An 11,412-nucleotide genomic window follows, 5' to 3' on the forward strand; every position below is an offset into this window, starting at 1 on the left:
TAACTGGAGCAAAGTGATGAAAAAAGTCGTCACGGTTTGCCCTTATTGTGCCTCAGGTTGCAAGATCCACCTGGTGGTCGATAACGGCAAAATCGTCCGGGCGGAAGCGGCGCAGGGTAAAACCAATCAGGGCACGCTGTGCCTGAAAGGATACTACGGCTGGGATTTTATTAACGATACCCAAATCCTCACGCCACGCCTGAAAACCCCTATGATCCGCCGCGAGCGCGGCGGCAAGCTGGAAGCCGTCTCCTGGGATGAGGCGCTGGATTACGTCGCCTCGCGCCTCAGCGCTATTAAGGCCAAGTATGGACCCGATGCGATTCAGACTACCGGCTCCTCCCGCGGAACCGGGAATGAAACCAACTATGTAATGCAAAAATTCGCGCGCGCCGTTATTGGTACCAATAACGTTGACTGCTGCGCTCGCGTCTGACACGGCCCATCGGTTGCAGGTCTGCACCAGTCGGTCGGTAACGGCGCAATGAGTAATGCCATTAATGAGATTGATAACACCGATCTGGTGTTTATCTTCGGCTATAACCCGGCGGATTCTCACCCCATCGTTGCGAACCACGTGATTCGCGCCAAACAGAACGGGGCGAAAATTATCGTCTGCGATCCGCGCAAAATCGAAACCGCGCGCATTGCCGATATGCACATCGCACTGAAAAACGGCTCGAATATCGCGCTGCTGAATGCGATGGGGCACGTCATTATTGAGGAGAACCTGTACGACCAGGCGTTTGTTGCAAGCCGTACGGAAGGGTTTGAGGAGTACCGGAAAATCGTCGAAGGCTATACGCCGGAGTCGGTGGAAGCGATAACCGGCGTGAGCGCGCAGGAGATCCGCCAGGCGGCACGCATGTATGCCGGGGCCAAAACCGCCGCCATCCTCTGGGGTATGGGCGTGACCCAGTTCTATCAGGGCGTGGAAACCGTGCGCTCGCTGACCAGCCTCGCCATGCTGACCGGCAATCTGGGTAAAGCGCATACGGGCGTGAACCCGGTGCGTGGCCAGAATAACGTGCAGGGTGCGTGCGATATGGGTGCGCTGCCGGATACCTATCCAGGCTATCAGTACGTAAAATTCCCGGAAAACCGCGAGAAGTTTGCGAAGGCCTGGGGCGTGGAGAGCCTGCCGGAACATACCGGATATCGCATCAGCGAGCTGCCGCACCGTGCGGCGCATGGTGAAGTGCGTGCGGCGTACATCATGGGTGAAGATCCGCTCCAGACCGACGCCGAGCTGTCCGCGGTGCGCAAAGGCTTTGAGGATCTGGAGCTGGTCATCGTCCAGGATATCTTTATGACCAAAACCGCGGCGGCGGCGGATGTGATTTTACCGTCGACCTCCTGGGGCGAGCATGAAGGTGTCTATACGGCGGCAGACCGCGGCTTCCAGCGCTTCTTTAAGGCGGTTGAGCCGAAATGGGATCTGAAAACCGACTGGCAAATCATCAGCGAAATCGCCACCCGCATGGGCTACCCGATGCACTACAACAATACCCAGGAGATCTGGGACGAACTGCGTCATCTGTGCCCGGACTTCTACGGTGCTACCTATGAAAAAATGGGTGAGCTGGGCTACATCCAGTGGCCGTGCCGGGACGAGTCGGAGGACGATCGGGGAACGTCTTATCTCTTTGAGGAGAAATTCGATACCCCGAACGGGCTGGCGCAGTTCTTCACCTGCGACTGGGTCGCGCCGATCGATAAACTCACCGATGAGTATCCGATGGTGCTCTCCACCGTGCGCGAAGTGGGCCACTACTCCTGTCGTTCGATGACCGGTAACTGTGCCGCGCTGGCGGCGCTGGCGGACGAACCGGGCTACGCGCAAATCAACACCGCCGACGCCGAGCGGCTCGGTATTGAGGATGAAGCGCTGGTGTGGGTGAACTCCCGTAAGGGCCGCATCATTACCCGCGCGCAGGTCAGTGACCGTCCGAACAAAGGCGCGGTGTATATGACCTACCAGTGGTGGATTGGCGCCTGTAACGAGCTGGTGACGGAGAACTTAAGCCCGATAACCAAAACGCCGGAGTATAAGTACTGCGCCGTAAACGTGGAACCCATAGCGGATCAGCGCGCTGCGGAACAGTATGTGATCGACGAATATAACAAGCTGAAAGCCCGCCTGCGTGAAAGCGCAATGGGATGAAGCTGTTAATTATTCAATGAATAAATGGGGTGAAATATTCACCCCATTATTATTTCTGGCATAACCATTAATAATATCTATAAATATCTCTGAAGGCGTCTCGCAGAAAAATGTAATTCACAAGAAAATGAATGACATCTTTGCATTTTGATTCAGGCAGATAAGATATGCGGCGGGTGCTTAAGGCTTTCTGTCTTGAGCATGGTTGAGGGACAGAAGGTGGAAAGCCCCGGGAAATCGTCATTTACCCGAGGCTACCCCTCAACTACCAACAGGTTGAGAGTAGCCTCTTATTCTATTTTTCACAAGGAGTAAAAGGCATGACGCCATTAAAAACTGCGTTAGGCATCGTCTTTATTATTTGCCTGATGATAGTGGTATTTACCTTTATTACTCGCGGCAAGCTATGCGAGTTTTCAATTAAGGGTGAACATCGGGAGGTGGCGGCGAAATTAGCCTGCAACGCAGGCTAACCTCTTCGGGCGGAGCGACGGTTCCGCCCGGCTTGTAGGATGCTGAGGTCTTAACGCACCCGTTTTTTTCTTCTGTCACCGCGACTATACTGCGCGGCATGTACCCAGATGATAAGAATCCATGAAATCCATTTTTTTGTTGTTGTTATTTTTTACCGCTTTTGCCCACGCCGACGAGATTGGCAGCCAGTATAAAAAGCAGGCTGAAGCCGGCGATGCGCGCGCGCAGTATTATCTCGCTGACACCTGGTTCAGCTCCGGCGATAGCGCGCAGGCGGCACGGTGGGCAGAAAAAGCGGCAAAGGGCGGCGACGTCGACGCTATGGCGCTGCTGTCGCAAATCCTCTTTACGCAGGGCGACTATGCGCAGGCTAAAGCCCTGGCCCAGCAGGCGAACATTGCCGGCAGCAAACGCGGCGCAATCATGCTGGCGCGGTTGCTGGTGAACACGCAGGCGGGCAGTACCGATTACCCACAGGCCATCAGGCTGCTGCAAACGGCTACCGAAGACATTGATAGCGACTCGGCGGTAGACGCGCAGCTGCTGCTGGGGCTGATTTATGCCAACGGTGTAGAAGTGGCGCAGGATGACGTGCAGGCCGCGTCGTGGTTCAAGCGGAGTTCAGCCCTGTCACGCACGGGCTATGCGGAGTACTGGGCAGGAATGCTGTTCAGGCAGGGTGAGAAAGGCTTTATCACGCCGAATAAACAGAAAGCGCTCTACTGGTTGAACCTGAGCTGTACCGAGGGGTTTGATACGGGGTGCGAGGAGTTTGATGCGCTGAGCGGGGAGTAGAACCCCCTCACCCTGACCCTCTCCCCACAGGGGAGAGGGAAGGATACGTTACATTACTGGTCAGCCGTTTTATCAAAACGGCCCAGCACGTCGCGTTCATACGCGAGCGCTTTTTTACGGTCGAACTTGTGTTCCCACTTGGAGATAACCAGCACGGCGAGCGCATTGCCCACCACGTTCAGCGCGGTACGCGCCATATCGAGGATACGGTCCACACCGGCGATAAACGCCAGGCCTTCCAGCGGAATACCGACGCTGCCCAGCGTTGCCAGCAGCACCACGAACGAGACGCCCGGCACGCCTGCGATGCCCTTTGAGGTCACCATCAGGGTCAACACCAGCACGATTTCCTGCCACAGCGACAGGTCAATGCCATACAGCTGAGCGATAAAGATTGCCGCAATACTCTGATACAGCGTTGAACCATCCAGGTTGAAGGAGTAACCGGTCGGTACAACGAAGCTGGTAATGGAGGCCGGCGCACCGTAGGCCTCCATCTTCTCAATGATACGCGGCAGCACGCTCTCGGAGCTTGCCGTGGAGTACGCCAGAATCAGCTCATCTTTCAGAATGCGGATCAGGATCCAGATACTGAGCCCGCACAGACGCGCCACAATCCCCAGCACCACCAGCGCGAAGAACAGGATCGCGAAGTGCACCAGAATCACCAGCTTCGCCAGCGGCCACAGGGAAGCAAAGCCGAAGTTCGCCACGGTCACGGCGATCAGCGCAAAGACGCCGACCGGTGCATAGCGCATCACCATGTGGGTCACTTTGAACATGGTTTCAGAGATAGAGCGGAACACGGTTACCAGCGGTTCACGGTGCGTCGCCGGGAGTGAAGAGAGCCCCAGACCGAAGAGAACCGAGAAGAAGATGATCGGCAGCATCTCGCCCTTCGCCATCGATGCCACGATGTTGGTCGGAACCAGCGACAGGATCGTGCCCATCAGTCCGTGCGCATGGCTCTGCACGTCGGCGGTGGTGCTTTGATATTTCGAAATATCCACCGTCGCCAGCTGCGACATATCGATCCCGGAACCTGGCTGGAACACGTTCGCCAGGGTAATGCCGAGAATGATGGCAACCGTAGTGATCACTTCGAAATAGATAATTGTTTTTGCACCGATGCGGCCCAGCTGTTTCGCATCACCCACTCCGGCGATACCGACCACCAGCGTCGAGATCACAATCGGTACAACGATCATCTTGATCAGATGAATAAAGATATCGCCCGCCGGCGAGAGAAGGTTCGCAATCAGCCACTCGCGGCTGTCACTATGATAATGGAGATAACTGCCCAGCAAGATGCCCAGCACAAGGGCCAGCAGGATCTGCCAGGCCAGGCTGACTTTCAAATTTTTCATAGAAACTGACTTCCTCAATGAAATCTCCGCACCATCAAAACTGCATGAATATGGAGACATACTGAAAGGGTATGAATTGTGTTGCGTTGGTTTATGGGATTTTTTAACGCGGCGTATGAGTATCATTTGCACGGCATGCTGCGCAAGCCTTAAAGAACAAGGCATTTCACTGCAAAAAGGGTCAATGACGGTAATTTATAACAATACGCATAAATAACCGTTTGTTATACAAACTATTTTCACTTCAAAAAAGTGAATAATTCTTCAGTTGAATTATTTCCCTTCAAAGTTTCATTCGCTCAATTTTCATACTATTCAAACATTGCGTGATCTGTCGCCCAAATACTAAACAAAGCTTGTAAAGCCCCTACTATTAACGTTTTTGCGACATATTATTAACATCTTACAAGGAGAAAAAAAGCCATGAGCCAAATACACAAACACGACATTCCCGCAAACATTGCGGACCGTTGCCTGATCAACCCGGAGCAGTACCACGAGAAATATCAGCAATCCATATCCAGCCCTGACGCATTCTGGGGTGAGCAGGGCCATATCCTCGACTGGATCAAACCTTATCAGAAGGTAAAGAACACCTCCTTCGCGCCGGGCAACGTCTCCATTAAATGGTATGAAGACGGCACGCTGAACCTGGCGGCGAACTGCCTGGACCGCCACCTGGCGGAACGCGGCAACGAAACGGCTATTATCTGGGAAGGCGACGATGCCTCTCAGAGCAAACATATCTCCTATAAAGAGCTGCACCGCGACGTGTGCCGCTTCGCCAACGTCCTGCTGGCCCAGGGCATTAAAAAGGGCGACGTGGTGGCTATCTATATGCCAATGGTGCCGGAAGCCGCAGTGGCGATGCTGGCCTGCGCGCGCATTGGCGCCATCCACTCCGTTATCTTCGGCGGCTTTTCACCGGAAGCGGTTGCCGGACGCATCGTTGACTCGAACTCGAAGCTGGTGATCACCGCTGACGAGGGCGTGCGCGCCGGACGCGGTATCCCACTGAAGAAAAACGTCGACGACGCGCTGAAAAACCCGAGCGTAAAATCCGTCACGAACGTCATTGTGCTTAAGCGCACCGGCGGCAAAATCGACTGGAACGAGGGGCGCGACCTGTGGTGGAGCGACCTGATTGAAAACGCCAGCGACCAGCACCAGCCGGAAGAGATGAACGCGGAAGATCCGCTGTTTATCCTTTATACCTCCGGCTCCACCGGCAAGCCAAAAGGCGTCCTCCATACCACCGGCGGCTATCTGGTTTACGCGGCCACGACCTTTAAATACGTTTTCGACTACCATCCGGGCGACATCTACTGGTGCACCGCCGACGTGGGCTGGGTCACCGGTCACAGCTACCTGCTGTACGGTCCGCTGGCCTGCGGCGCAACGACGCTGATGTTTGAAGGCGTACCGAACTGGCCGACCCCGGCGCGTATGTGCCAGGTGGTGGATAAGCACCAGGTCAACATTCTCTACACCGCGCCGACGGCCATCCGTGCGCTGATGGCGGAAGGCGACAAGGCCATCGAAGGCACCGATCGCTCATCCCTGCGTATTCTCGGATCCGTAGGCGAGCCTATCAACCCTGAAGCCTGGGAGTGGTACTGGAAGAAAATCGGCAACGAGAAGTGCCCGGTGATGGACACCTGGTGGCAGACCGAAACCGGCGGCTTTATGATCGCCCCAATGCCCGGCGCTACGCGGCTGAAAGCCGGCTCCGCAACTCAGCCGTTTTTTGGCGTGCAGCCTGCGCTGGTGGATAACGAAGGCAACCCGCAGGAAGGCGCTACCGAAGGCAACCTGGTGATCGTCGACTCCTGGCCGGGACAGGCGCGTACCCTGTTCGGCGATCATGAGCGCTTCGAACAGACCTACTTCTCCACCTTTAAAAACATGTACTTCAGCGGCGACGGCGCGCGCCGTGATGAAGACGGATATTACTGGATCACCGGGCGCGTGGACGACGTGCTTAACGTCTCCGGCCACCGTCTCGGCACGGCAGAGATTGAATCGGCGCTGGTGTCGCATCCGAAAATCGCCGAAGCGGCGGTTGTTGGCATTCCGCACAACATTAAGGGCCAGGCGATTTACGCCTACGTTACCCTCAACCACGGCGAAGAGCCGTCGCCAGAGCTGTATACCGAGGTGCGTAACTGGGTGCGTAAGGAGATCGGCCCGCTTGCCACGCCGGACGTACTGCACTGGACGGACTCCTTACCAAAAACCCGTTCCGGCAAAATTATGCGCCGAATCCTGCGCAAAATCGCGGCAGGTGACACCAGTAACCTCGGCGACACCTCGACGCTTGCCGATCCTGGCGTGGTGGACAAACTGCTCGAAGAGAAGCAGGCCATCGCAATGCCTTCATAATCTTTTCTCCCTCTCCCTGTGGGAGAGGGCCGGGGTGAGGGCATCAGACCGCACCTTCCTCCCCTCACCCTAACCCTCTCCCCAAAGGGGAGAGGGGACTAAAAACAAACCAACCTTACTTCTGGAGATTTCTGTGATGAATAACGATATTTGTCAGCAGATAGAGAATAGTGCGCACTACAGGGAGCTGGTCGAAAAACGGCAACGGTTTGCCTTCTTGCTTTCCATCATCATGCTGATTATCTACGTCGGCTTTATTCTGCTGATCGCCTTTGCCCCCCAGTGGCTCGGCACGCCGCTGCACGCCGGAACCAGCGTCACGCGCGGTATCCCGATTGGCATTGGCGTTATTGTGATTTCATTCCTGCTGACCGGCGTCTACGTCTGGCGCGCGAACGGCGAATTCGATCGCCTCAATAAAGCGGTACTGCAAGAGGTAAAAGCATCATGAAGCGAGTCCTGACGGCGCTTGCCGCCACACTTCCCTTTGCCGCCCACGCGGCAGATGCCCTTACCGGCGAGGTCCAGCGCCAGCCTACCAACTGGCAGGCGATTGTTATGTTCCTGATTTTCGTCGTGCTGACGCTGTACATCACCTACTGGGCGTCAAAGCGCGTGCGCTCCCGTAACGATTACTACACCGCGGGCGGCAATATTACCGGCTTCCAGAACGGCCTGGCGATTGCGGGTGATTTTATGTCTGCCGCCTCCTTCCTCGGGATTTCCGCGCTGGTCTATACCTCCGGCTATGACGGCCTGATCTACTCCCTCGGGTTCCTCGTCGGCTGGCCGATCATTCTGTTCCTGATTGCCGAGCGCCTGCGTAACCTTGGCCGCTATACCTTTGCGGACGTAGCCTCCTATCGTCTGAAGCAAGGCCCTATCCGCATGCTCTCCGCCTGCGGTTCGCTGGTGGTGGTGGCCCTGTATCTGATCGCTCAGATGGTGGGTGCAGGCAAGCTGATCGAGCTGCTGTTCGGCCTGAACTACCACGTCGCGGTGGTGCTGGTTGGCGTGCTGATGGTGATGTACGTCCTGTTCGGCGGCATGCTCGCCACAACCTGGGTGCAGATCATCAAAGCCGTGCTGCTGCTGTTCGGCGCGAGCTTCATGGCCTTTATGGTGATGAAGCACGTCGGCTTCAGCTTCAATAATCTGTTTACCGAAGCGATGGCGGTGCACCCGAAAGGGGAAGCGATCATGAGCCCGGGCGGGCTGGTGAAAGATCCGATATCCGCGCTCTCTCTCGGTCTCGGCCTGATGTTCGGTACCGCAGGCCTGCCGCATATCCTGATGCGCTTCTTCACGGTATCAGACGCGCGTGAGGCGCGTAAGAGCGTGTTCTACGCCACCGGCTTTATGGGTTATTTCTACATCCTGACCTTTATCATCGGCTTCGGCGCGATCATGCTGGTGGGTGCAAACCCGGCGTTTAAGGACGCGGCGGGCGCGCTGATCGGCGGTAACAACATGGCGGCGGTGCATCTGGCCGACGCGGTGGGCGGTAACCTGTTCCTCGGCTTTATCTCTGCCGTAGCCTTCGCCACCATCCTCGCGGTGGTTGCAGGGCTGACGCTGGCTGGCGCGTCTGCGGTATCCCACGATCTTTACGCCAACGTCTTCCGTAAAGGCGCAAGCGAGCGCGATGAGCTGAAGGTCTCCAAAATTACCGTGCTGGTGCTGGGCGTGGTGGCGATCCTGCTGGGCATTCTGTTTGAGAAGCAGAACATCGCCTTTATGGTGGGGCTGGCCTTCTCGATTGCCGCAAGCTGTAACTTCCCGATCATTCTGCTCTCCATGTACTGGTCAAAACTGACCACCCGAGGGGCAATGATTGGCGGCTGGCTGGGGCTGCTGACGGCGGTGATTTTGATGATCCTCGGCCCGACCATCTGGGTGCAGATCCTCGGTCACGAAAGCGCGATCTTCCCGTATGAATACCCGGCGCTGTTTTCCATTGCCGTGGCGTTTATCGGGATCTGGTTCTTCTCGGCTACCGATAATTCGCCGGAGGGTAACCTGGAGCGTGAGAAATTCCGCGCCCAGTTTATCCGCTCGCAAACCGGCCTGGGCGTTGAGCAGGGCCGCGCGCACTAAGCCTTACTCCCCGGCCGCTCCGGTCGGGGTTTTAAAACATCACCCACGCCACCAGCGGTGCAATCAGCACCATCAGAACGCCCGAAAGCATCATCACCAGGCTTGCCACGACTCCTTCCTGCTGGCCGAGCTCGTACGAACGCGCCGTCCCCGCACCGTGCGACGCCGCGCCAAACCCCGCCCCTTTCGCCATCCCTTCGCGGATAGAAAGCCGCAGGAACAGCACATCCCCCACCGCCATACCAAAGACGCCCGTGACCACCACAAACAGCGCCACCAGATCCGGCTGTCCGCCGAGCGGCTTCGCGGCCGCCAGCGCAAACGGCGTGGTCACCGAACGCACGGCCAGGCTGCGCTGAATTTCATCGGACAGGGTAAACAGCCGCGCCAGCCAGACGGAACTGCACACCGCCACCACCGTCGCGGTGATAACGCCCGCGCTGAGGGACATCCAGTGACGTTTGATAACGCGCAGATTGTCATACACCGGCACCGCAAAGGCGACGGTAGCCGGTCCGAGCAGCCACAGCAGCCAGTGGGATTCGCCGATGTAGTTCTGCCAGGAGATATGGCCGAAGACCAGCATCAGCACCAGCAGGATCGGCGTAAAGACCAGCGGCATCAGCGGCAGCGCGCGAAAGCGGCGATACAGGCGCTTGTTGGCATAGTAGATCGCCACCGTCGCAATCAGGCACAGCACGCTTATCTGAAAGTTAGTCATGCTTGTGCCTGCTGATTTCAAACCGATACACCTTATCCACCACCCAGGCGGTGGCGCCCAGCACCATCAGCGTGCTCAGGGCGATAACCGCGAAGATGCGCCAGCCGTCGACCATCAGCAGCTGCGCATAGTTCACTACCGCCACCACGGCCGGCACGAAGAACAGCAGCATCTCCGCCAGCAGCCAGCGCGCGCCGGCCCGCACCCAGCTAAGGGGCAAGGCGCGCGAGAGGATCAGCGTCAGCATCAGCACCATCCCCACCAGGTTGGCGGGTAAAGGCAGATGCAGCCAGTCGACAAGATATTCCGCAAAAACAAACAGTCCCGCGTAGAGCAGTACCTGAACCGGTACCTGGAGTCGTTGCACAACGGCAGGCGTAACACGGCTTAACGCCACGGCCATGGGGGTTTTCCTCAGAAATGAGACGAGGCGCCAGTATAGTGAGCGTACGTAATCGACTGAAATGAATTAAAATCATCGAAGGTATAGTTTCGAGGAATAATCATGGACATAAGAACGCTGCGCTATTTTGTCGAGGTGGTTCGCCAGCAAAGTTTTACCCGCGCAGCGGAGAAGTTGTTCGTTACCCAGCCCACCATCAGCAAGATGCTGAAAAACCTTGAGGATGAGCTGAACTGTACCCTGCTGATCCGCGACGGACGCAAGCTGCTGCTGACCGATACCGGACGCGTGGTGTTCGAACGCGGGCTGGCGATCCTCGCAGAGTTCCGCCAGCTGGAGGCCGAGCTTGGCGACATCAACCACCTGACGAAGGGGCTGCTGCGGCTCGGCATTCCGCCGATGGTCGGCATGATGATGGCCGGACCGATAAGCCTGTTCCGCCAGCGCTACCCCGGCGTTGAGCTAAAAATTTCCGAGTTTGGCGGCCTGACCGTGCAGCAGGCGGTGATGAACGGCGAGCTGGACGTTGCCATGACGGCCCTTCCCGTGGAGGAAGAGAGCGGCCTGGCGACGCTGCCGCTGTTCAGCCATCCGCTGTGCGTTCTGGTGCCGCGCTCCGGCGACTGGCTGAAAACTGACTCGGTGAAGCCCGAGCTGCTCGGCGAACACCCTTTGCTGATCTATAACGAAGATTTCGCCTTAAGCCGCCAGCTGATGGCGCTGTTTAATCATCACAGCGTGAAGCCGCGCATTGCGGTGCGCAGCGGCCAGTGGGATTTTCTGGCTGCCATGGTGCAGGCGGGCGTGGGGATTGCCATTCTGCCGCAGCCCATCTGCGAGCGTCTGGATAAAAGCACGCTGCGCTGGATCCCACTCGAAAGCGATCTCCACTGGCAGCTGGGGATGATCTGGCGGGAAGGGGTGTATCTGTCGCACAGCGCGCAGGCGTGGCTGGAGTGTTGCGAGGGGTTTTGGGTAACAGCCGCGCCAGCCAGACGGAACTGCACAC

At 57.1% G+C, this 11,412-nt stretch carries 10 protein-coding genes; 7 read left to right on the plus strand and 3 right to left on the minus strand.

All coding sequences use genetic code 11. From position 1 onward, the window contains the following. Positions 1–16: 16 nt before the first annotated feature. The 3 genes from fdhF (at position 17) to IM304_RS21615 (ending at position 3,433) form a co-directional block, all read left to right on the plus strand. On the plus strand, positions 17–2,164 hold the full coding sequence (fdhF, locus tag IM304_RS21605; protein ID WP_148422171.1) for a formate dehydrogenase subunit alpha: 2,148 nt from the start codon (positions 17–19) through the stop codon (positions 2,162–2,164). Positions 2,165–2,484: 320 nt separating this feature from the next. Continuing rightward, positions 2,485–2,637, plus strand: coding sequence for a Hok/Gef family protein (locus IM304_RS21610; protein WP_193356744.1), 153 nt, complete (start codon positions 2,485–2,487; stop codon positions 2,635–2,637). 121 nt (positions 2,638–2,758) lie between these two features. Continuing rightward, positions 2,759–3,433 (plus strand): tetratricopeptide repeat protein, encoded by a 675-nt coding sequence (locus IM304_RS21615; RefSeq protein WP_193356743.1) that lies wholly within the window; start codon positions 2,759–2,761, stop codon positions 3,431–3,433. A gap of 53 nt (positions 3,434–3,486) precedes the next feature. Here the strand turns inward: IM304_RS21615 and gltP are convergent, their stop codons facing one another. Further along, the gene (gene gltP / locus IM304_RS21620; RefSeq protein ID WP_148422177.1) at positions 3,487–4,800 is read right to left on the minus strand and encodes a glutamate/aspartate:proton symporter GltP; all 1,314 of its coding nucleotides are present in this window, start codon (positions 4,798–4,800) and stop codon (positions 3,487–3,489) included. 423 nt (positions 4,801–5,223) lie between these two features. Here gltP and acs point away from each other — a divergent pair, with 423 nt between their 5' ends. From acs to actP, 3 genes are all read left to right on the plus strand, one after another. Next, entirely contained in the window at positions 5,224–7,182 is a 1,959-nt protein-coding gene (gene acs / locus IM304_RS21625; RefSeq protein WP_193356742.1) for an acetate--CoA ligase, read from the plus strand. A 136-nt stretch (positions 7,183–7,318) separates the two neighbouring features. Further along, entirely contained in the window at positions 7,319–7,633 is a 315-nt protein-coding gene (locus IM304_RS21630) for a DUF485 domain-containing protein (RefSeq protein WP_003860260.1), read from the plus strand. Further along, positions 7,630–9,279 carry a cation/acetate symporter ActP gene (gene actP / locus IM304_RS21635; RefSeq protein ID WP_148422179.1) on the plus strand — a complete coding sequence of 550 codons (1,650 nt, stop codon included), beginning with the start codon at positions 7,630–7,632 and terminating at the stop codon, positions 9,277–9,279. Before IM304_RS21630 ends, actP begins: the two co-directional genes overlap by 4 nt. A gap of 31 nt (positions 9,280–9,310) precedes the next feature. On the opposite strand, the gene IM304_RS21640 is transcribed toward actP, so the two are convergent. Continuing rightward, a complete protein-coding gene (locus IM304_RS21640; RefSeq protein ID WP_176608942.1) occupies positions 9,311–10,000 on the minus strand; it encodes an LrgB family protein in 690 nt (229 codons plus the stop codon). Then, a complete protein-coding gene (locus IM304_RS21645; protein ID WP_148422183.1) occupies positions 9,993–10,403 on the minus strand; it encodes a CidA/LrgA family protein in 411 nt (136 codons plus the stop codon). Before IM304_RS21645 ends, IM304_RS21640 begins: the two co-directional genes overlap by 8 nt. 102 nt (positions 10,404–10,505) lie before the next feature. On the opposite strand from IM304_RS21645, the gene IM304_RS21650 reads away from it, so the two are divergent. Continuing rightward, on the plus strand, positions 10,506–11,412 hold a 907-nt coding region (locus tag IM304_RS21650; RefSeq protein ID WP_193362880.1), incomplete at its 3' end, for a LysR family transcriptional regulator.

Origin of the sequence: Enterobacter cloacae complex sp. P40C2, from assembly GCF_014930695.1 — a bacterium.
Taxonomy (GTDB): domain Bacteria; phylum Pseudomonadota; class Gammaproteobacteria; order Enterobacterales; family Enterobacteriaceae; genus Enterobacter; species Enterobacter pasteurii.

Coding starts and splice junctions, on each gene's coding strand:
- IM304_RS21610 (WP_193356744.1), top strand. CDS start 2,485: ATGACGCCATTAAAAACTGCGTTAGGCATCGTCTTTATTATTTGCCTG.
- IM304_RS21615 (WP_193356743.1), top strand. CDS start 2,759: ATGAAATCCATTTTTTTGTTGTTGTTATTTTTTACCGCTTTTGCCCAC.
- gltP (WP_148422177.1), bottom strand. CDS start 4,800: ATGAAAAATTTGAAAGTCAGCCTGGCCTGGCAGATCCTGCTGGCCCTT.
- acs (WP_193356742.1), top strand. CDS start 5,224: ATGAGCCAAATACACAAACACGACATTCCCGCAAACATTGCGGACCGT.
- IM304_RS21630 (WP_003860260.1), top strand. CDS start 7,319: ATGAATAACGATATTTGTCAGCAGATAGAGAATAGTGCGCACTACAGG.
- actP (WP_148422179.1), top strand. CDS start 7,630: ATGAAGCGAGTCCTGACGGCGCTTGCCGCCACACTTCCCTTTGCCGCC.
- IM304_RS21640 (WP_176608942.1), bottom strand. CDS start 10,000: ATGACTAACTTTCAGATAAGCGTGCTGTGCCTGATTGCGACGGTGGCG.
- IM304_RS21645 (WP_148422183.1), bottom strand. CDS start 10,403: ATGGCCGTGGCGTTAAGCCGTGTTACGCCTGCCGTTGTGCAACGACTC.